Origin of the sequence: Martinezella lusitana, from assembly GCF_010668395.1 — a bacterium.
GTDB classification, from domain to species: Bacteria; Pseudomonadota; Alphaproteobacteria; order Rhizobiales; family Rhizobiaceae; genus Rhizobium; species Rhizobium lusitanum_A.
The window spans coordinates 97,600-118,645 of record NZ_WUEY01000001.1; the positions used below are offsets into that span (position 1 = coordinate 97,600).

Below are 21,046 nucleotides of genomic sequence, written 5' to 3' on the forward strand. Positions count from 1 at the left end.
CATCGCATCGATGACGCTTTATTCTGATTGCGACAGACCCGCCGCCGGCCGGCGCTCAGGGGGATGATTGGGCGGCGGAAAGCGCCATCAGGGCGGCCATCGCACGCCCGGCATCGGCAGCCGGCACGAAGATATGATCGTGATAGTAAGCGGCAACGACATTGGCGCTGATCCCCTCGTTTCCAAGGGCCGTGGCGAAGGCCGCCGTCAGGCCCACAGCCTCGAGAGACGAGTGGACCTCGAGCGTAATCATCCGCATTGCCGGTGCGGCCGGGAGCCCCGCTCGCTTCGCCGCCTCCAGGGGAAGGATCAGCGTCACGCCTTCCTTCTCCCGGAAAAGCCCGATCGGCTCCAGATGCAGATGATCCGCGAGCGCGGAGGCCGGCACGGTGCAATAGACGAACTCACCCGCGACGAGACGAGGCTTCATGCCGGAAAGCAGCTGCGTGAGATCGGTCATTCCTGGCATGTTCTTTCGTCTCCTCGAAGGTTTGCCGGCCCGGCGCGGTTAAGCCCGGCTCAAGCTCTGCGATCTATCGTCCCGCATAGAGAGTCTTATAGCGAGATCCGGCATGGCCAAACTCAGATATTTCGACGCTGGGAAGCCCGCCGACCCCGAACCGGCGCCGGCGGCACCGACGACGGGGCACAGCGAATTCCTGCGCACGGGCCGCATCAACCGCGACAGGCCGCATTGGCTTGCGGAAGAGCGCGAATACCTCAGTCATCAGCAGGTGGCCGAGCGCACCGCGCTGAAGCTCAGGGATGCCGGCGAAAAGACCCATGACCGGCTCAACAGCTTCCACAAATCCATCCGCTTTCCGAAGCTCATCTTTCATCACACGCTGAAGGACACGCCGCATCTCGGCTATTGTCACGTCACCGCCGCGCGGACGCAGTTCGCGCAATATGAGGACGTGAACTGGGCCTTCTATATCGCCAACTTCTTTGCCCGCATCGGCCAGGAAGAAAACTTCTTCGAAGACATCAGCCTGAAATATTCGCGGATGTATTTCGCCGTCGCCGTCCATCCGGACAAGGAAGCGGACGACAAGAGGCTGACGATCAATCGCGAGATTCGCGGCAACGGCGTGCTATTCCATACGCACGATCCGCAGATCGCCATCCGCAACGTTCTCCTGCTCGGTGCCCGCAACGAACAGCTTCGCGACATCATTCGCCAGCTTTGACGATTGATCCGAAAACTCGAAGGGCATAAGAACGGCCTGAACTGCAAGCAGGCAGGCCATGGCACGACACATAGACATTCTCGAACATCCGCAAACGGCGATTGACGTCGCAACGGCAACGCTTGCCGAAGGTTTACCGATCGGACTGCCGACGGAGACGGTCTACGGGCTTGCCGCCGATGCCACCAACCCGGCCGCCATTACGCGGATCTACGAGACGAAGGGACGGCCGCGCTTCAACCCGCTGATCTGCCACATGAGCGATCTCGCCATGGCGGAACGTTATGCCGTCTTCGATCCCATTTCCCGCAAGCTGGCGGAAGCCTTCTGGCCCGGCCCGTTGACGCTGGTGCTGCCGCTCAAGGCCGACAGCGGCATCCATCCGCTGGCGACCGCCGGTCTCGACACGGTCGGCATCCGCGTGCCTCAAGGTTTCGCCGGCGAGCTGATCCGTGCCTTCGACCGCCCGCTTGCCGCGCCGAGCGCCAATACGTCGGGCAAGATCAGCGCCACCAGCGCCGATCATGTCGATGACGATCTCGGGGAGCGAATCACGCTGATCCTCGATGCCGGAGCTTCGGTCGTCGGCGTGGAATCGACCATCGTCAAGGTCGAGGATGGCGAGATGCGTCTGCTGCGGCCCGGTGGGCTCGCGGCCCGCGAAATCGAGCGGGTAGCCGGCAAGGCGCTGAAGCGCAAGAAGAAAGCTTCGGCTGCGATCGAGGCGCCCGGAATGCTCGCCTCTCACTATGCGCCGGGGGCCGCCGTGCGGCTCGACGCAAGGGATGTGTCCGCAAACGAGGCGCTGATCCGCTTCGGGACGCCCGAGATTGCCGGCATGGAGAACGCCGTTGCCGTGCTGGATCTGAGCGCCACCGGCGATCTTTCCGAGGCCGCCGCAAACCTTTTCGACTTCATGAAGCGCGCCGATGCGACCGGCGCGGCGACCATCGCCTTTTCGCATATTCCCGACGAGGGCCTCGGCGAGGCCATCAACGACCGGCTGCGTCGCGCGGCTGCACCACGAGAATGAACTAGCCCGCCCTACCGGCAAAGGACACGCCATGAGCAGCTCCGCCCCCTCTTCCGACCTCCTCGCTCGCTTCGCCGCCATCGTCGGCGAAAAACATGCCGTGCGGGACCCGGCGGCGATCGCACCGCATCTCGTCGAAAACCGTGGGCTCTATCACGGCGCTTCGCCCATGCTGCTGAAGCCCGGCTCGGTGGAGGAGGTTTCGGCGATCCTGAAACTCGCCAGCGAGACCGGCGCGGCCATCGTTCCGCAGACCGGAAATACCGGCCTCGTCGGCGGCCAGACGCCGCGCGAGGGCGGCTCCGACATCATCCTGTCGCTGGAGCGCATGAACCGCGTCCGGGATATCGATCCGGTCGGCAATACGATTGTTGTCGACGGCGGCTGCATTCTGGCGGACGTTCACAAGGCGGCAGCCGAGCATGGCCGCATGTTTCCGCTTTCGCTCGGCTCCGAAGGGTCCTGCCGCATTGCCGGCAACCTTTCCACCAATGCCGGCGGCACGGCCGTTCTTGCCTATGGCAACATGCGCCAGCTCTGCCTCGGTCTCGAAGTCGTGCTGCCAACGGGCGAGATCTGGAACGGCTTGCGCCGCCTGAAGAAGGACAATACCGGCTACGATCTGCGCGACCTCTTCATCGGCGCGGAAGGCACGCTCGGCGTCATCACCGGCGCGGTGCTAAAACTCTTTCCGCAGCCGCTCGGCCATCAGGTCGCCTTTGCCGGCCTGCAGTCGGTCGAGGACGCGCTGACCCTGTTCAAGAACGCCTCCAGCCTGTGCGGCACGGCGCTGACCGGCTTCGAGCTGATGCCGCGCATCGGCGTCGAATTCACCGTTCGCCATATTCCTGGCGTGCGCGACCCGCTGGAGACGGCGCATCCCTGGTATGTGCTGATCGATATCTCCACGTCCGATTCGGCTGAAACAGCCGAGCGGATGATGACGGCGCTGCTCGAACAGGGCTACGAAGCCGGCCTGGTTCAGGATGCGACCATCGCCAGCTCGGAAGCTCAGCAGACGGCCATCTGGCACATGCGCGAGAGCATGTCCGACGCGCAGAAGCCGGAAGGCGGCTCGATCAAGCATGACGTTTCCGTGCCGGTCGCACAGATCCCGCAATTCATGGCGGAAGCCGAAAAGGCCGTTGTCGCCGCCATGCCGGGCGCACGCATCTGCGCCTTCGGCCACATGGGCGACGGCAATATCCACTACAACATCTCGCAGCCCGTCGGCGCCGACAAGGCGGAGTTCATCGGCCGCTGGCGCGAGATGAACAAGATCGTGCACGGGCTGGTGCTGCGGTATGGCGGCTCGATTTCCGCCGAGCACGGCATCGGCCAGTTGAAGCGAGACGAGCTGGCTTCGATCCGCTCGGATATCGAAATGGACCTGATGCGCCGCATCAAGACGGCGTTCGACCCGGCCGGGATCATGAATCCGGGGAAGGTCCTCAAGGCCTGAGACCAGATTTACGGTCCTACACCGTGACGACGACCCGCTCGGAAGCGAAGCAGCCGATCTGGCAGGAAATGATCGCGCCGTCGGCATCGATGTCTTCGCCGGCATAGGCGAGCACCGGTGCGAGGCGCGATTGCTGCAGAAGACGCGCTTCGGCTTCCGTGGGCATACGCGCCGTGATGTCGGTGGACCGTCGCCAATAATCCTTTACGCCATAATCCTTCAGTGCTGCCGTGAACGACCCCATTGAACCGAACTTCTGCGCCAGGCCGGGAAAGCGCGCAGCCAAGCAACTGCGCATGACCACCGAGACGGGCAGGCTGTCGGCATAGGCGATCACGCACATTTCCAGCACCGACTCGCCCGGCTGGAGGTTCAGCCTGCCAGCAATATCGGCATCTGCCGGAACCTCCCTTGTCGAGAAAACCTTTCGCGTCAGATTTGCGTCCGTCGCGGTCAGATCCTTGCTGAATCGCACCTTGTCGCCCAATTGAAAGCGAACGGGCATGTCGGCGCGTACATAGGCGCCACTTCCTCGCGCCACGCGCAAGAGCCCCTCCCCCTCCAGCTCGGCAATCGCGCGCCGCATCGTCACCCGCGAGACGCCGAATTGCTCGGACAGGGCGCGCTCGCTCGGCAGGCGGCTGCCGGGGGCATGCCTGCCCTTGTCGATGGCGCTTCGCAGCTCCCTGGCAACGGTCGCCCAGCCTCCGGCGGATTTTACGCTTTCGCCCTGTCGATTTTTCTCACCCATCACAATTCTGTCGCCTTGAAATTGGTATATACCAATCTACAGAGATCTGGTCGTTTATGGAAGGGTTCGGCATGGGCGACAAGCGCATATATGTGACGGCGGTCAGCAGCAGCGGCGTGCATGGGTTCAGCAAGGAGAACAAGGATCATATCCAATTGCTGACCGGCCTTGGCGTGGAAGGCGACGCGCATATGGGGGTGACCGTGCAGCACCGCTCACGCGTCGCGGCCGATCCGACGCAGCCCAACCTGCGCCAGGTGCATATCATCCACGAAGAGCTGTTCGAGGAACTGACCGAAAAGGGCTTTGTGGTCGCGCCGGGCGACATGGGCGAGAACATCGCGACCAGGGGGATCGACCTGCTTTCCCTGCCCCAGGGCACGCGCCTGCATATCGGCGCGGAAGCGATCGTGGAGGTGGCGGGCTTGCGCAATCCCTGCAAGCAGATCGACGATTTTCAGAAGGGCTTGCTGCATGCGGTGCTCGACCGCGATGCCGAGGGCGGTCTGGTCCGCAAGGCCGGCATCATGGGCATCGTCTCGCAGGGTGGCCGGGTGCAGCGCGACGATGCCATCCGCATCGAGCTGCCGCCGCTGCCGCACATCAAGCTCGAGCGGGTTTGATATTGGGATTAATTTGACGCGGCCGCATAGAAACAATTTGGCTCTGAATACGCCGAGGATTTGATACCCCCCTCTGTCACTTCGTGACATCTCCCCCACAAGGGGGGAGATTGTTGGGAGTATGCCGTACCGCTTCACCAAGTCATCGCATTTTGGTTTCTGCGGGCGAGATGTTTGTTTGAGGCACGCACGTTCCGCTGATCAGCGATCTCCCCCCTTGTGGGGGAGATGTCCCGAAAGGGACAGAGGGGGGATGCGCACTCTCCGCGACGATCGCAGCCAGCGTCATCCCCCGGTCAGATCAATCGAAATCCTCGTTGCCCGAATTGCCGCCATTGCGGTTGCCGGTGATGATCTCGCGCTTGCCGACGTGGTTGGCTGGGCCGACCAGACCGTCCTTCTCCATGCGCTCGACGAGCGATGCGGCGCGGTTGTAGCCGATGCCGAGGCGGCGCTGGATGTAGGAGGTCGAGCACTTCTTGTCGCGCATGACCACCTTGATCGCCTGTTCGTAGAGATCGTCGCCATCTTCCGAAGCGATCGCGCCCTTGTCGAAGACGGCCGTATCTTCTTCCTCGTCTTCCTCGTCCTCGTCGGCGGTGACCGTGTCGAGGTATTCCGGACGGCCCTGCAGCTTCAGGTGAGCCACGACCTTTTCGACTTCCTCGTCCGAGACGAAGGGGCCATGGACACGGGAGATACGTCCGCCACCGGCCATGTGCAGCATATCGCCTTGGCCGAGAAGCTGTTCGGCGCCCTGCTCGCCGAGAATGGTGCGGCTGTCGATCTTCGACGTCACCTGGAAGGAGATGCGCGTCGGGAAGTTCGCCTTGATCGTGCCGGTGATGACGTCGACGGACGGCCGCTGCGTCGCCATGATCAAATGAATGCCGGCGGCACGCGCCATCTGCGCCAGACGCTGGATCGCGCCTTCGATCTCCTTGCCGGCGACCATCATAAGGTCCGCCATTTCGTCGACGATGACGACGATATAGGGCATCGGCGTCAGGTCCATCTCCTGGCTCTCTTCGATCGGGGCGCCTGTGCCCTTGTCGAAGCCGGTCTGAACCATGACGTGGATCGTCTCGTCCTTTTCCTTGGCGGCGGCGACGCGGCTGTTGTAGCCGTCGATATTGCGCACGCCGAGACGCGACATCTTCTTGTAGCGATCCTCCATCTCGCGCACCGCCCACTTCAGCGCCATGACGGCCTTCTTGGGATCGGTGACGACCGGGGTCAGGAGGTGCGGGATGCCGTCATAGACCGACAGTTCCAGCATCTTCGGGTCGACCATGATCAGACGGCACTGCTCGGGCGACATGCGATAGAGCAGCGACAGGATCATGGTATTGATGGCGACGGACTTGCCCGAGCCGGTCGTGCCGGCAACGAGCAGATGCGGCATCTTCGCGAGCTCGGCGATGACGGGCTCGCCGCCGATGGTCTTGCCGAGGCCGAGGGCAAGCTTGTAGCCGCTCTTCTCGAAATCGGGCGAATCGATCATCTCGCGGAAGTAGACGGTCTCGCGGTTGACGTTCGGCAGCTCGATGCCGATGACGTTGCGGCCGGGCACGACGGCGACGCGGGCCGACAGGGCCGACATCGAACGGGCGATATCGTCGGCGAGGTTGATGACGCGCGAGGATTTGACGCCTGGAGCCGGCTCGAATTCATAAAGCGTGACGACCGGGCCGGGACGGACATGGATGATCTCGCCCTTGACGCCGAAGTCCTCCAGCACGCTTTCCAGCAGGCCGGCATTCTGCTCCAGCGTTTCCTGCGTCATGATGACGCCGGAACGGGCAACAGGCTCCTGCAGCAACTCGCGCGGCGGAAACTCGTATTCCCCCTCAGCACTGACGGCGATCGGGCGCCACTCGGGCGGCGTCAGGGAGGCGGGCCGGCGCGGCGAGATCCGCGATGGCGGCGCATCGATCAACCGCTGGGCTGCGGCCTCGACTGCAGGAAGGATCGGCGCAGCCTTGGCGACCGGTTCGGCGGGAACCGGGACGGCAACCTTCGCCGGCATCGGGGCGACAACCATGACCGGAGCGGGGCGAGCCTCGGCAGCCGGCGCTGCTTCGGCGCCATAAACCGCGGTTACGAAAGCAGGCGGCACGAATGTCTCGACCGGCTGCGGCTCGGCTGCGGGTGCTTCGACAATCGCCGGCACGGCCTCGACGGCGGGAGCGAGAACGGCGGCCTCAAGTGCGGCAAGCTCGTCCATGGCTGGCGTGCTCAGATCTGCCGCAGCCACGCCGGAAGCGGTTTCGACGGGTGCTGCGACCTCGACTGCCGGGGATGGCACGACAGCGGGCTGCGGCTCGGCGGCGGCAGCCGGGCGGCGGCACTCGACGACGCGGAATTTCGCAATGATCGATTCGGCATCGATTTCCGGCTTGGGCGGCATCGCCGGCTGCTTCGGCTCACCCTTCAAGGCAGAAAGGAACTCGCCGTCGAACGGCATCGCATCCCAGAAGGCGAAATCGGAAAGATGGGCAAGACGCGACTCGACCACAGGCGCGGCTACGGACTCGGGAACACTTGACTGAACAGGGGAAGCATCCAGCGCGATCGCGGGAGCTTTCGAGAATGCGGTAGCGATAACGGTCATCTCCAATGCGTCCGGCTCGGTTGCCGGAGATCTCTGAATTACTGTCGGTATGTAGCTTTCAACCACCAGCGGCATGTCCTCCAGCGGCGGCAGATGGAACTCGTCCTGACGCAGGGGCTGGACGGCAACGGGCACAGGCAACGCAACGGGCGCCTCGACGACCGGCGGCTCCATCACCCGCATGGAGGCATGCGAGCCGAGCTGCGGCTGAACGTCGGCTTTCGGCTCGGCGGGCGGACGACGGCTGATGATTTCGTTTTCGCGCGTGCGGGTGAACCGCACGTTCGGCCCCATCAGGAAGGCATTCTGCCAGCCGGGCGATGCGAGATCTTCCGCAGAGATCCCCTGCGGCAGGACGGGCATTTCCTGCTCGTTCGCAATTGCGGCAGCGGCCTGCAGCGCCTCCACGACCGGCGGCGGAGCAGCGGCGGTGCGCTGTCTCACCTGTTCGGCAAGCCGCTTTTCCTCGGCGCGGCGCTGCTCTTCAGCCTTGCGCTTGGCTTCACGGGCGTTGCGAATCTTCTCCTCCAGGAACGCGCGGCGAGCAGCGATCTGCTCGGCCCGGCGGGCCTCTTCGGCTGCCTGCTCGGGGTCGAGATCGCCCTCCGGCTGGACGCCTTGCGAGGCATTGGAAAGTGTCGTTCGGGAAAGACGCATGAGACCTGCAACCCAGTCATTGATATTGCCGATGGCTTCTCAAATCGAATAGGGCAAGGATGGTTAATAAGTTCCTTCCTGCCGTTATGGAAAGCAGCCATTCCGCGCCCGTCCGATGCATCAGAATTTTCCCGAAAACCCCGAAAAACCAGTCACATACGGGCGTCCCGCCGCGCAGAAGCTCGACAGGGACACGAGGCAAATTTTTTAGGACGCTCGTTACGTCGACGAGGACAGCTGCGCGATGGAAAGCAGCGTGTCGCCACTGATGCCGACTCCAGAGGAAGAGCCCGTGAGAATCGCAAGCGCGGGCGATGTCGAGGAGGTCGTGTTGTTCTCCATATCGTACATCGCCGAGAATCGCTGCAGCAGCTTGTTGACCTTGTCCGGATCCTGCAAGTCGCTGACATTGACGAAATTGCTCAGCATCTTCGCCTGGGTATCGACATCCATGTTGGAGATCGAGCTCGGCAGATTGTAGGTGGTCGTAATCACCTCATAAAGCGCCGCGTCGCCCATGATATCGTAGACCGAGTTGATATCGGGCGCCTTGCGCTGGAAGTAGAGCGCCAGACGTACGCCCGGATTGGTCTGCCCTTCCTGATCTTCCAGCGTCTGGTGCAGATAGAGGTCATTGGTCGCGGCGAGCGTGCCCTGGTTCTGTGCCGTGCCGAGCTTGCTGTCGGTGAGATTCCCATCGGTACCGAAATTGAAGGCTTCGACGATGCTTTTGAACTTGGCGCCGTCGTCCGTATTGATGAAGCTCTTCGGATCGGAGGGATCGGACGCGAAGGCCTTCTTCAAGGTCGCGGTATCGACGCTTTTCGGATCGATGCCATTGGCCGTCAGGATGAAATTCGTGAGCTTGCTGTCGGCCAGCAGATCCGTGACGCTGGTCACGTTGGCGATGTTGGTCGCGAAGTAAGTGCCGGCATCCTTGGCATCGCTGGTTGCCTTGGTGAGTTCCGCGCCCGTCAGGCCGGTGGTGCTGCGGCTGGAGTATTGCGAGATATAGCTGTTGATCTGTGTCTGCGACAGGGACTGGACCGGAGCTTTGAGATTGCCGCTGCTGTCGAAGTTGAACGCCTTGGCAAGGTCGGTGAAGCGGGAATCCTTGAGCGAGCTGACATAGCTCTTCGGGTCGTACGGATCGCTTTCGAGGATCTTGGTGAGCTGGCTCTTCGTGACCTCGTTCGGTCCGATACCATAGGCGCGCAACGCCATCTGATAAAGTTCCGGCATGCTGTCGTTGGTGGTGCTGCTGTCGGCCGTGTTGCTCGCCATGAAATCCTTGATGGTCTTCACGTCGGCGAGGCGATTCTTGTAGTTGTTGACCGCATCGGTCGTCAGCGTCGACTGCGACGACTGGTAATTGCTCATATAGGTCTTCGAGGCCGCGTCTATCTCGTCCTGGGACTGCGCCGTCTGGCCGGCGGCAAGCGTACCGTCCGATTGGAAATTGAACTGCGAAACGACATTCGTCAGCCCGAAGATGGCGGCGGTCGTCGGATCACCGAAAGCGTTCTTGAAGACGATGGCAGGCGTCGTCGGGTCGATGCCGTAGGCCGTCTTGATGTAATCGAAAAGGCGCGGGTCCGAGGTCAGCTGGTCGGCGGACGTGATGGAGCCGATGTGGTTCTTGTAGTAGAGATCGTTGTCGCTCGCGCCGACGCTCGTGATGAACGAGGGGACCGTCGAATTGTAGGCGCTCATCACGTCGGCCTGCTGGCCGAGGGTCTGCGGACCGCCGGGATAGTTGGCGGCATAGGCCGAGGTCGTGTCGCTCATCTGGCCCGACGTCTGCGCCTGCGAGCCCGACGCAACGGTGCCGTCGCTCTGGAAGTTGAACTGGGCCATGACGGCGGTCAACCCGTTCGAACTCGCGGTGCCCGCATCCTTTGCCGAGGCATCGAACTGGTCGGCGGTGATGTAGGACGGGATATTGTAGGCCGTCTTCACGTACTGGAACAGCTGCGGATCGGACGTGAGCTGATCGACCGAGGTGATCTTGCCGATATTGGCCTCGTAATAGGCCGTGTCGCTGTCCGGCGTCGATGTCTTGACCGTGCCGTCGGCATTGAAATTGAATTCCGCCACCAGCGCCTTGTCGGCAGCGCTGCCGTTCTGGTTGACATAGCTGTTGGGATCGTTCGGATCGCTCGTCAGCATCTGCTTGAGGATGGAGTTCGACGCATAGGTCGGATCGATGCCATAGGCCTGCAGCACATAGTTGCGCAGGCGCGTGTTGCCGAGGAGATCATCGACCGACTTCACGGAACTGATATTCTGGCTGTAGTAACTTGTCTCGGTCGCCGCAGCCGTCTCCTCATTCGTAAACGACTGCTGATAGAGCCCGATGAGATCGTCTTCCTGCGCGCCGGTTTGTGCCGTATTGGACGTACCCGCACCGAAATTGAACGCAGCAGCGAACTCCTTGTAGCGCGGATCGGTGAGTTTATTGGCAAAACTGCTGGAGTCGCTGAGGTCGCTGGTCAGGACCTGTTTCATAAAGGCCTTGGCATAGGTCATGTCCGAAAGCCCGTAGGCTTCCATGGCGTAACTGTATAGCTGATAGTCATTCAGGAAGTCGTCGACATTGGTTACTTTGCCGATATTGGCATTGTAATAGTCGATCGCACGCTTGTTCTGCGCCTGTGAGGCCACCTGATTGAGCGAGGTCGCCATGTCCCTGGTTGCGACCGTATAACCAAGATAGGTGGAAATCATCAGCAGAATCCCAATAGATCTCTAATAAAGGGGGGCGAATCTATTCGTTATTATTCCATACAAACCTTACCCGAGACTTACATGGACTCTCCCTATGCGTGTACTATATTGAGGCACCACCCTGCCCTGCATTCACTTTATGGAAACCCTGATGCAAGCGACTTTGCTAACCATTTGAGGACGCAAAGTTTTCTTAACCTCGATTTTTAAGCTGTCTGGAAGGGACGGCGCCTAATCTGCCCAACAACGAGAGGACAAAAGTTCTCCGAGAGAAGACCGGAACAACGGGCTCTCAGGTAAAGCAAGGGTAGAGAAATCGATGACAAATACCGTCCTTAAGCCCGATTGGGCTGGAACCACACTGCGGCTCGATCCGGCGCGCTTTCCGCAACAGGTCAGCTACGCCATGCGAGGTGCTGTAGGTGATGTCACCATTACGATCGACGAGCGCGGCGCGGTGCTGCGCAAGATCCTGCCGTCCAGCGGCCTGCCGCTGTCCGTCGCCTTGCCGAAACGGGCTTTCCAGGGCGTTGCCGCCCGTGCCATCGACCATGGCGACGGCGAAGTGACCGTCACTCTGGAGCTGCATCACTCCGATCCGGATCTCTGCATCCCCCTCCTCGTCGCTCACGACCTGAGCGACATCGCCGCCGACTGGCGCTCCTGGTCGGAAGCCTTCCGCATCCCCATGCTGATGATCGAGGCCGACGGCGTCGCCCGCCCGCTCGAAGAGCATCTCGGCGGCGTCCGCTCGCAGGACAGCCAGCCGCGTCGCCGCCACTCCTATTTCGCCGACCGCCGTCCACGCTTCCTCGTGCGCCGCTCTACCGGCAAGCTTGGCGTGAAGATGAAGATCGCAGGCCGCGAGATCATCGCGCGGCATTGAGCCATAGCGGTTCAGAAACCGAATATCTTCAAGAACCGGCCGCGGGAGATGCGCTCCTGCGGCCGGATTTTATGATTTCAGCGAACGCTGCATGATGATCGTTCGCTCGTCGCCGTGAAAGCTGTCGCCGACACCATTGAAACCGAGCGCCTCGTAGAAGGCCTGGGCGGTGATGGACGACGGCACGGATAAAATGGCAATGCCACCCGCGATAGCCGCCTGCTCGATTGCCGCCATGAGGCGGGCGCCGATGCCGCGCCTTTGCGCGGCGGGAGCGACGAACACCATACGCACGACGGCTCCGTCGAGACTGGCCGTACCGACGATGTGTCCGCCATCGACCGCCACGAAGACCGTGCGGCTGTCCAGGAGCTTGCGCACGGCCGCAGGACCGAAACTTTCGGCAACGCGCGCGATGATATCGGCGGAATAGTCCCGGGCGTTGGTCTCGCGGAGTGCCGAGAGAATAACGGCGCTGATTGCTTCGGCGTCGGCCTCGGATGCCCGGCGGATTTCACAGGTCATGAGGTCTCCCTGAGAACCGCGTCCTGCGACGCCTCCTCCCCTTACGGAACGAGGAACAGGAACGACAGGAAGAGACCGGCGAAGATAATCAACCCGACCCGGTTGTTCGACTTGAACAAAGCAAGGCACTGCTCGCCATCGTTGATGTCGAGCACGGCGATCTGATAGGCAAACATGCCGCCGGCGACGATCAGGCCGACATAAGCGAGCCAGCTCGTTCCGGCGAGCGCGAAGGACACCAGCATCAAAAGCAGCGTCGCGCCATAAAGCCCGATCAGCCAGAGGCGTGTCTGGTCGCCGAAAAGCCGGGCGGTCGAACGCACGCCGATCAGCTCATCGTCTTCCTTGTCCTGATGCGCGTAGATCGTGTCGTAACCGATGGTCCAGAGGATGGCGGCGAGATAGAGCACGATCGAGGCGAGCGACAGGCTGCCGAAGAGCCCGGCCCAGCCCATCAGGGCACCCCAGGAAAAGGCAAGCCCGAGGAAGAACTGCGGCCAGTCGGTAAAGCGCTTTGCAAAGGGATAGAGCGCGACGATGGCGAGAGACAGGACACCGAGGACGACGGCGAACCAGTTGAACTGCAGCAGGACCAGGAGACCGACCAGAGCCTGGAGCGCGATGAATATCTTGGCCTGCTTGCGCGTCACGCGGCCGGACGGCAGGGGGCGCGAACGCGTGCGCGCCACGGACATGTCGATATCGTGGTCGACCAGATCGTTATAGGTGCAGCCGGCGCCGCGCATGGCGACCGCGCCGACGAAATAAAGGACGAGATGGTAGATCACCACGAAGCCCGGCGAGCCTCGGCCCATGGCGACGGAGGCATTGGCCGCAAGCGCGACCGACCAGAAGCATGGCCACATCAGGAGCTGCCAGCCGATCGGCCTGTCCCAGCGCGCGAGCTGAGCATATGGCCACAGCGTCGGTGGCAGGACGCGATAGACCCAGTTGCCGGACGGCGCGTCAGCGACGCGCCCATTGATGTCGCCTGTCTTTTGCATAGGCGAGTAGTAGTGACATCCGGCGGGGAAGGTCAAGCGGCGGGCTTGGAGTCGGATGATTTTGGGCCGAAACGGCCCAAAATCTGAATCCGCCCTAAAATCAAGGAATTAGAGCATGATGTCGTCCGAAAGCCGCTCAAGCGCTTTTCGGCATCATGCTCTGGCCCCGCTCATTTCTCAGTTCATCGTGAAATTGAACTTGTAGCTGGCGGAAACGCCGATCAGGAGCTGATTGCGGTCGCCACGCTCGCGCACCAGGCTGCTGTCGGCGGCGGGACCGGTGAGCCGCGTATATTCCAGGAAGGTGCTCGTGGTCCAGTTCTCCGATGCCTTCCAGGTCAGTGCGCCGCCGACGCCGACGGATTTGATGCCGCCGCCCGGATTGTAGCGGCTGAGGCCGGAGGCTGCCGATTCGCGCGCATTGACGCCGTAATAGGTGTTGAAATAGTCGTTGCTGGCCATCGTCATGCGCGGGCCGCCGGACAGGCGCAGCTCAGGGGTGATATCGGTAAAGGCATCGACGGCGGCATCGGCGACGATGCCGCTATGGGCGCGAATGCCCTGGCGCAGTTCGACGCGGGCGCGCAGCCAGTCCGTCGGATAGGCCTCGGCAAAACCACCGGCTTCGGCACCCCACTTGACCTTCTTCAGGCCCTTCAGCTCGTGGCCATCGCTGCTGTCGCGGCTCGGCACGAACTTGCCGACGATACCGATGCGGAAGGCATCGCTCTCGATCAAGGCGAAGGACGGATTGTCGTTGCGCGAAGAAAAGCGCGGACCGGGACCCTGCCGGCCGATGGAGACCAGCGGCGACCATTGCAGCTTGTTGTGCTTGCCGCCTTCGAACTTCGGCGCGGAGAAACCGGCCGCACCGACGCTTAGATACCAGTTGCCCGACCAGAAATACTGGCCGTCCCCGGCAGAGGCCACGCTGGCGGAGGCGACAAGAAGACCGGCGGTGAAGAAGAGACGCGACTTTGCAAACACAATGCAACTCCATGATACGCAATACAAAGGGCCATTCACGCGGCCCTAGAGTTGGCTCAAACTATGCGGATCGCGTTACCGCTCTCTTAACCAAAAGACGCTGAATCCGATAAGAACGTCAAATTCAGGTTGCACCGGTAAACGCCGTTGGAGATGCGCCAATCTGTCGCGGTGATTTCATGGCCGGTTAGGTTACTCAATCACAGGTAATGGCGCGGACCTACCTTCATCCGCCATTTTCGCAGCCCCCGATTTTCAAAAAGAGAACCGAATGAAGACCATATCCCTGATGTCCTTAGGTCTGATCCTTGGCGCCGGCCTGGCGCTTTCCGGCTGCGTCAGCGCCCCGCTCGGCGGAGCCAAGCAAAGCCAGTTTTCCGGCCGCATTGCGCCAGGCAAGAAAACCAAGATTACCAGCGCATCTCTTGTGAAACAGGACTGCACCTTTGCCGGGTTCCCCTATACGGGGGTCGTCAAGCCGCCTGCGCATGGCAAGGTCGATATCGAGCATGGTCCCGTCGTCGCCAAATTTTCGAAGGACAGCACAGCCTATCTGTGTACGGGCAAGACGGTTCAGGGAAACAATATCTTCTACACGCCGAACCCCGGTTTCGCCGGCACCGATCAATTCACCATACGTCTGACGGGGCTGCACACCGACGGCACCGTGCAGGACGGCACATTCATCGTCCACGTCGGAAAATAGCCTGCGGCCGCACGGCAGAGCATGAACGGAAACGCCGGACCATGGGCTTCCACGGTCCGGCGTTGTCAAACGACGATAAGAGCGAGGCTTAGAACGTCACCTTCTCCAGAGGCGCGCGCCCTGCCTCGAACTCCTTCAGCTTCGCTTCGCGCTCGGCGATGTAGTTGCGGTTGTCCGGCACGGCGAACTGGTTCTTGGTGATCTGGAGCTGCATGATGAACAGTTCGTCCCAGCGGAAGCCCATTTCGGAACCGGCAAGATAGAACTCCCACATGCGGAAGAACTTCTCGTCGTAGAGCGCGACGGCATCGGCCTTTCGCGCCACGAAACGGTTGCGCCAGTGCCGCAGCGTGTAGGCGTAATGCATCGGCAGGGTTTCGACGTCCCTGGTGAGCAAGCCAGCCTTTTCCAGCGGCGGCGTGGTCTCGCCGATCGAGGGGATGTATCCGCCCGGAAAAATATACTTCTCGATGAAGGCGTTGGTAGCGTAGCTCGGCTTCGGACGGGCGATGGAATGCAGCAGCATGACGCCGTTGTCGTCGAGCAGCTCCGAAACCTTGTGGAAGAACTTGCCGTAATCGCCGATGCCGACATGCTCGAACATGCCGACGGAGACGATGCGGTCGAACTTCCTGCCGGTCATGTAGCGATAGTCCTGCAGCTCGAAACGGACGCGATCGGACAGGCCGCGCTTGGCGGCCCGCTCCCGCGAGACCTTGAGCTGTTCTTCGCTGAGGGTGATGCCGGTGACGTCGAGGCCGGGATAGGCTTCGGCGAGATACATGGCCATGCCGCCCCAGCCGGAGCCGATTTCCAGCACTCTCTGCCCAGGCTCGACCAGCAGCTTTGCGGCGATGTGGCGCTTCTTGGCCACCTGCGCATCGTACAGGCTGATGCCGGGCGGGTTGAAGTAGGCGCAGGAATACTGCCAGTCCTCATCGAGGAAGAGATCGAAGAGCTTCGCCGACAGGTCGTAGTGGTGCGCAACATTGTATTTGTTGCGGTTGATCGGCGAGCGGCTCTTGATCTGCTGCCAGGCGATGCGGCCGATCAGCAGCGCCGCCATGCGGAAATCGAAAATCTCATTGGTGGTATTCTGCTTCACCAGCGAGAGGAATTCGTAGATATCCCCCTGCTCCAGGATGAAGCGGCCCTCCATGTACATTTCACCGAGCTTGAGCGTCGGATCCCGCGCGACGGCATCTTCCGCCTGCTGATCGGCAAAGCGGACAGCCACCGTCTCGCCGGTTCCGTCGCCGACCACATGGGTCTCGCCGGATGCGAGCGTAAGCTTGAGTGAACCTTTACGGATGATTTTCTTGACGAGAGGAAAAAGTGTCGACGCCATGGACGCCCCGAATGTTATGACATGACATTAAGGCAGACTTTAGCGCCTCAGAGCCTTGTGGCAAGCTCACCTTTCCTCAGTCATTGGCACTCTGGCAACAACTCTGCCAGAGTGTGACATTCTTGCATAAAGTTCCGCTAAGTCCTTATTTTCGTTTGAGTGCATCGGCCAGAGCAGCACCAAAACTACCCCGCTGCTCGGCCTTCGGCGGGGCATTTCCCTTAACGCCAGCGTTGCGCGCACCACCCTGCTCGCGCGACTCGCGCCCGGATGCGGCCGCCACAGTGCTGCCATCTTTGCGCATCGAGAGGGCGATTCGCTTGCGCTTCACGTCCACTTCCACGACCTTGACCTTGACGACGTCGCCAGCCTTCACGACCTCGTGCGGATCCTTGACGAAGCGATCCGCGAGCTGGGAAACATGCACCAAACCGTCCTGATGGACGCCAATATCGACGAAAGCCCCGAAGGCCGCGACATTGGTCACGGTGCCTTCCAGCAGCATCCCGGGCTTGAGGTCGCCGATCTCGTTGACGCCTTCCGCGAAGGTTGCCGTCTTGAAGCTCGGGCGCGGATCTCGCCCCGGCTTTTCCAGTTCGGCGAGGATATCCCGCACGGTCGGCAGACCGAATTTCTCGTCGATGAACTGCCTGGGATCGACGGCCTTCAGCATTGCCGTATCGCCCATCAGCGCGCGCAGGTCGCGCCCGCAGGCCGCGACGATCTTCTTGGCGACACCGTAGGCTTCGGGATGCACGGAGGACGCGTCGAGCGGCTCCTTGCCGTTCGGAATACGCAGGAAGCCGGCGCATTGCTCGAAGGTGCGCTGGCCGAGGCGGGCGACCTTCAGCAGGTCGCGCCGTGTCGCGAACGGGCCTTCGCCGTCGCGGTGCTTGACGATCGCATCGGCGATCGACGGGCCAAGCCCGGAGACGCGGGCCAGCAGCGGCGACGAGGCCGTATTGAGATCGACGCCGACGGCATTCACCGCATCCTCGACGACCGCGTCCAGCGAGCGGGAGAGTTTCTGCTGATCGACATCGTGCTGATACTGGCCGACGCCGATCGACTTCGGCTCGATCTTCACCAGTTCGGCCAGCGGATCCTGCAGGCGGCGGGCGATGGAGACGGCGCCACGGAGCGAGACGTCGAGACCGGGGAATTCCAGTGCCGCCGTTTCCGAGGCGGAATAGACGGAGGCGCCTGCTTCGGAGACGATCACCTTTGTCGGCTTCGGTGCCGGCAGCTCGGCCAGCATGTCGGCCACCAGCTTCTCGGTTTCGCGGCTGCCCGTGCCGTTGCCGATGGAGATCAGCTCGACCTTGTGCTTGCGGACCAGTGCCGCCAAGGTCGCCTGCGTGCCGCGCACGTCGTTCCTGGGCGGGAAGGGATAGACCGTCGTCGTTTCCAGGAGCTTTCCCGTGCCATCGACGACAGCAACCTTGACGCCGGTGCGGATGCCCGGATCGAGGCCCATGGTGGCGCGCGATCCCGCCGGCGCGGCCAGCAGCAGATCCTTCAGATTGCGGGCGAAGACGTGGATCGCCTCTTCTTCCGCCCTCTCGCGCAGTTCACGCATCAGGTCGAGCGACAGCGACATGGAGAGCTTCACGCGCCAGGTCCAGCTCGCAACCTCCGTCAGCCAGCGGTCGCCGGGGCGGCTCGCGCCGATGTCATAGGCCGCGGTGACCATGCGCTCGACCGGCTTGTTTGGCGAGACGGCGTCGGCATCGACCTCGATGTTCAGCGTCAGCACCTCTTCGTTCCAGCCACGCAGCATGGCGAGCGCACGATGGCCCGGAGCCGTCGCCCAGCGTTCCTGATGGGCAAAATAATCCGAGAACTTGGCGCCCGCCTCCTGCTTGCCGTCCACGACGGCGGCCTTCAGCGTGGCGTTCGTCTTCATGTAGCCGCGCAGCTTGCCGAGCAGGTCGGCATTTTCGGCAATCCCTTCGGCGATGATATCGCGCGCGCCTTCCAGCGCCGTTTTCACGTCGGGCACATCGGCGGTGAGGAAGCCTTCGGCGAGAGCGGAGGGCTCCTTGGAACGATCGGCGAGGATGGTGTCGGCCAGCGGACCAAGGCCGCGCTCCCGGGCGATCTCGGCGCGGGTGCGGCGCTTGGGTTTGTAGGGCAGATAAAGATCTTCCAGCTCGGCCTTGGTGGCAACGGTCGCGACCTTGCCCATCAGCTCATCGGTCATCTTGCCCTGGCCGGTGATGGATTCGATGATTGCAGCCCGGCGAGCCTCCAGTTCACGCAGATAGACGAGGCGCTCCGATAGCGTCCGGAGCTGCGTGTCGTCGAGACCGCCGGTCACTTCCTTGCGGTAACGGGCGATGAAGGGCACCGTCGCCCCCTCGTCCAGCAGCTCGATGGCGGCCTTGGCCTGATCCGGGCGGGAGTTGATCTCGGCGGCGATGGTTGCGGCAAGGGAACGAATATCAGCGGCCATGTGTCTCTCTGAACTGGACAATCGTGAGGGGACCATAAGCATGATCCCGCGGACATAAGAAGCGTTTTCGGCACGGAACACGCCAATCCGGGCGGGGAGATGGCATGACGGCAGAGCCGCCTCCGCTTTAGCGACATAAAAAGGCATGGCAATGTTGCAGGCTCCGCCTCCACAGGATTTGCCGCTTGACCTTTGGCTCAACCCCCCTTAACCGCGCAAAAGGATGCAACGAAAGGGCAAGCCATGAGAGTTCTGTTGATCGGATCGGGCGGACGCGAGCATGCGCTGGCCTGGAAACTGGCGCAATCGCCACTGATGACCGAACTCTACGCGGCGCCGGGCAATCCCGGCATTGCCGAGCATGCGACGCTCGTCGCTCTCGATGTCGACAATCACGACGCCGTCGTCGCTTTCTGCAAGGAAAAAGCCATCGACTTCGTCGTGGTCGGCCCGGAAGCGCCGCTGGTTGTCGGCATTGCCGATAAGCTGCGCGCCGCGGGCATTGCCGTCTTCGGCCCCTCTGCGGCGGCGGCCCAGCTGGAAGGATCGAAGGGCTTCACCAAGGACATCTGCGCCCGCTACGATATTCCGACCGGAGCGTACCAGCGCTTCAACAACGCACCGAAGGCGAAAGCCTATGTCCGCGCTCAAGGCGCGCCGATCGTCGTGAAGGCCGATGGTCTTGCGGCGGGCAAGGGCGTCACCGTCGCCATGACGGTCGATGAGGCGCTTGCAGCGATCGATGATTGCTTCGAAGGCGCGTTCGGCGAAGCCGGCGCGGAAGTGGTGATCGAAGCCTATCTGGACGGCGAAGAGGCCAGCTTCTTCTGCCTTTGCGACGGCAAGCATGCGCTGGCGCTTGCGACCGCGCAGGACCACAAGCGCGTCGGCGATGGCGATACCGGACCGAATACAGGCGGGATGGGCGCCTATTCCCCTGCCCCCGTGATGACGCCCGAAATGGTCGAGCGCACCATGAGGGAGATCATCGAGCCGACGATGCGCGGCATGGCGGAAAGCGGCCACCCCTTCTCCGGCGTCTTCTTCGCCGGGCTGATGATCACCGCCAAGGGGCCTGAACTGATCGAATACAATGTCCGCTTCGGCGACCCCGAATGCCAGGTGCTGATGATGCGGCTGAAGAGCGACCTGCTGCCGCTGCTCCTTGCCTGCGCCAACGGCACGCTGGACCAGGTGACGGCCGAATGGAGCGACGATCCGGCGCTGACCGTCGTCATGGCCTCGAAAGGCTATCCCGGCTCCTATGCCAAGAACACGCCGATCACGGCGCTCCCGGCAGACAGCGAAGGCGCCAAGGTGTTTCATGCCGGCACAGCCTTGAAGGACGGCGCGCTGGTTGCGACCGGCGGACGCGTGCTGAATGTCACGGCGACCGGCAAGACGGTGGGCGAAGCAAAAGAACGCGCCTATGCCCTTGCCGGCGAGGTGAAATGGGAGAACGGCTTCTATCGCAACGACATCGGCTGGCGTGCGGTCGAGCGCGAGACGTAAACATCGCGGCGGATCCGCGATCGAAAGTCCATTAAATTTTTACCTAATCTCCTGACGGGATGGAAATAAAGGCCCGCTAATGTCTTCGTCACCATAGACGGAGTTGTTTGTTATGCGTTCCTTCCTTCTGACCTTGGCATGCGTACTGGCCGGCAACTCTGCCATGGCCTCGTCGATCCAGCCCGTGGATGGCACGATGATCGCCGGCAAGGGCAGCATCGTCGACAAGTCATGCGCCGACTGCCCGCCCCTGAAGCCCAAGCTGGCGGAAAAGGAATATACCGTGCCGACATTGACGCCGGGCACGCAATCCATCGTCGTGCGCAGTATCGACGGCGAAAAGAGGGTCGTGCGGACGGAAGCCTGGATGGGCGGCTCCCCCGTCATGTTCGTCAGCAAGCCGACGCCGGAGGCCCTGTCAGCGGCCGGCGAGCCCGTCGATGGCATAGACATCACGGCGAAGACCGCAGCCTTGTCGAACCTCCCCGAAGCCCACGAGCCTGCACCGCTCGATACCTCCAGCTTCCAGCTTCGCCAATAGCGGCAGGCGCTTCACCTCTCTTGTA

Annotated in this window: 17 protein-coding genes; 8 read left to right on the forward strand and 9 right to left on the reverse strand. The window is 62.1% G+C overall.

What is annotated here, in order from left to right; all coding sequences use genetic code 11:
- Positions 1-55: 55 nt before the first annotated feature.
- Positions 56-469, reverse strand: coding sequence for an ACT domain-containing protein (locus tag GR212_RS00515; protein WP_163984513.1), 414 nt, complete (start codon positions 467-469; stop codon positions 56-58).
- Positions 470-572: 103 nt separating this feature from the next.
- Between GR212_RS00515 and GR212_RS00520 the strand changes: the two genes are divergently transcribed.
- The 3 genes from GR212_RS00520 to GR212_RS00530 are packed head-to-tail and all read left to right on the forward strand — an operon-like array spanning position 573 to position 3,685.
- Complete coding sequence (locus GR212_RS00520; protein ID WP_163984514.1) at positions 573-1,190, forward strand: DUF6656 family protein; 618 nt, start codon at positions 573-575, stop codon at positions 1,188-1,190.
- A gap of 58 nt (positions 1,191-1,248) precedes the next feature.
- Entirely contained in the window at positions 1,249-2,223 is a 975-nt protein-coding gene (locus GR212_RS00525) for an L-threonylcarbamoyladenylate synthase (RefSeq protein WP_163984515.1), read from the forward strand.
- A 31-nt stretch (positions 2,224-2,254) separates the two neighbouring features.
- Entirely contained in the window at positions 2,255-3,685 is a 1,431-nt protein-coding gene (locus GR212_RS00530) for an FAD-binding oxidoreductase (protein WP_163984516.1), read from the forward strand.
- A 16-nt stretch (positions 3,686-3,701) separates the two neighbouring features.
- On the opposite strand, the gene phnF is transcribed toward GR212_RS00530, so the two are convergent.
- Positions 3,702-4,436, reverse strand: coding sequence for a phosphonate metabolism transcriptional regulator PhnF (gene phnF, locus GR212_RS00535; RefSeq protein WP_163984517.1), 735 nt, complete (start codon positions 4,434-4,436; stop codon positions 3,702-3,704).
- A 71-nt stretch (positions 4,437-4,507) separates the two neighbouring features.
- On the opposite strand from phnF, the gene GR212_RS00540 reads away from it, so the two are divergent.
- Complete coding sequence (locus GR212_RS00540; protein WP_163984518.1) at positions 4,508-5,059, forward strand: MOSC domain-containing protein; 552 nt, start codon at positions 4,508-4,510, stop codon at positions 5,057-5,059.
- Between the two features lie 301 nt (positions 5,060-5,360).
- On the opposite strand, the gene GR212_RS00545 is transcribed toward GR212_RS00540, so the two are convergent.
- Both GR212_RS00545 and GR212_RS00550 read right to left on the reverse strand, forming a co-directional pair.
- The gene (locus tag GR212_RS00545; protein WP_432444350.1) at positions 5,361-7,967 is read right to left on the reverse strand and encodes a DNA translocase FtsK; all 2,607 of its coding nucleotides are present in this window, start codon (positions 7,965-7,967) and stop codon (positions 5,361-5,363) included.
- A 582-nt stretch (positions 7,968-8,549) separates the two neighbouring features.
- The gene (locus tag GR212_RS00550) at positions 8,550-11,057 is read right to left on the reverse strand and encodes a DUF1217 domain-containing protein (RefSeq protein WP_163984520.1); all 2,508 of its coding nucleotides are present in this window, start codon (positions 11,055-11,057) and stop codon (positions 8,550-8,552) included.
- Positions 11,058-11,376: 319 nt separating this feature from the next.
- Here GR212_RS00550 and GR212_RS00555 point away from each other — a divergent pair, with 319 nt between their 5' ends.
- Positions 11,377-11,943 carry a DUF6101 family protein gene (locus GR212_RS00555; protein ID WP_163984521.1) on the forward strand — a complete coding sequence of 189 codons (567 nt, stop codon included), beginning with the start codon at positions 11,377-11,379 and terminating at the stop codon, positions 11,941-11,943.
- 69 nt (positions 11,944-12,012) lie between these two features.
- Here GR212_RS00555 and GR212_RS00560 read toward each other — a convergent pair whose 3' ends face one another.
- The 3 genes from GR212_RS00560 to GR212_RS00570 all read right to left on the reverse strand — a co-directional run bounded on the left by GR212_RS00560 (position 12,013) and on the right by GR212_RS00570 (position 14,459).
- Complete coding sequence (locus GR212_RS00560; protein ID WP_163984522.1) at positions 12,013-12,468, reverse strand: GNAT family N-acetyltransferase; 456 nt, start codon at positions 12,466-12,468, stop codon at positions 12,013-12,015.
- Between the two features lie 41 nt (positions 12,469-12,509).
- On the reverse strand, positions 12,510-13,472 hold the full coding sequence (gene ubiA / locus GR212_RS00565; RefSeq protein ID WP_163984523.1) for a 4-hydroxybenzoate octaprenyltransferase: 963 nt from the start codon (positions 13,470-13,472) through the stop codon (positions 12,510-12,512).
- Positions 13,473-13,649: 177 nt separating this feature from the next.
- A complete protein-coding gene (locus GR212_RS00570; protein ID WP_163984524.1) occupies positions 13,650-14,459 on the reverse strand; it encodes a MipA/OmpV family protein in 810 nt (269 codons plus the stop codon).
- A gap of 271 nt (positions 14,460-14,730) precedes the next feature.
- Between GR212_RS00570 and GR212_RS00575 the strand changes: the two genes are divergently transcribed.
- Positions 14,731-15,165 (forward strand): hypothetical protein, encoded by a 435-nt coding sequence (locus tag GR212_RS00575; RefSeq protein WP_163984525.1) that lies wholly within the window; start codon positions 14,731-14,733, stop codon positions 15,163-15,165.
- An 88-nt stretch (positions 15,166-15,253) separates the two neighbouring features.
- Here GR212_RS00575 and GR212_RS00580 read toward each other — a convergent pair whose 3' ends face one another.
- Both GR212_RS00580 and GR212_RS00585 read right to left on the reverse strand, forming a co-directional pair.
- Positions 15,254-16,513, reverse strand: a complete 1,260-nt coding sequence (locus GR212_RS00580; RefSeq protein ID WP_163984526.1) for an SAM-dependent methyltransferase — start codon at positions 16,511-16,513, stop codon at positions 15,254-15,256.
- 145 nt (positions 16,514-16,658) lie between these two features.
- Complete coding sequence (locus GR212_RS00585) at positions 16,659-18,968, reverse strand: Tex family protein (RefSeq protein ID WP_163984527.1); 2,310 nt, start codon at positions 18,966-18,968, stop codon at positions 16,659-16,661.
- Positions 18,969-19,211: 243 nt separating this feature from the next.
- Here GR212_RS00585 and purD point away from each other — a divergent pair, with 243 nt between their 5' ends.
- Entirely contained in the window at positions 19,212-20,480 is a 1,269-nt protein-coding gene (gene purD, locus GR212_RS00590; RefSeq protein WP_163984528.1) for a phosphoribosylamine--glycine ligase, read from the forward strand.
- Between the two features lie 112 nt (positions 20,481-20,592).
- Entirely contained in the window at positions 20,593-21,021 is a 429-nt protein-coding gene (locus tag GR212_RS00595; protein WP_163984529.1) for a plant virulence effector HPE1-like domain-containing protein, read from the forward strand.
- Positions 21,022-21,046 lie beyond the last annotated feature (25 nt).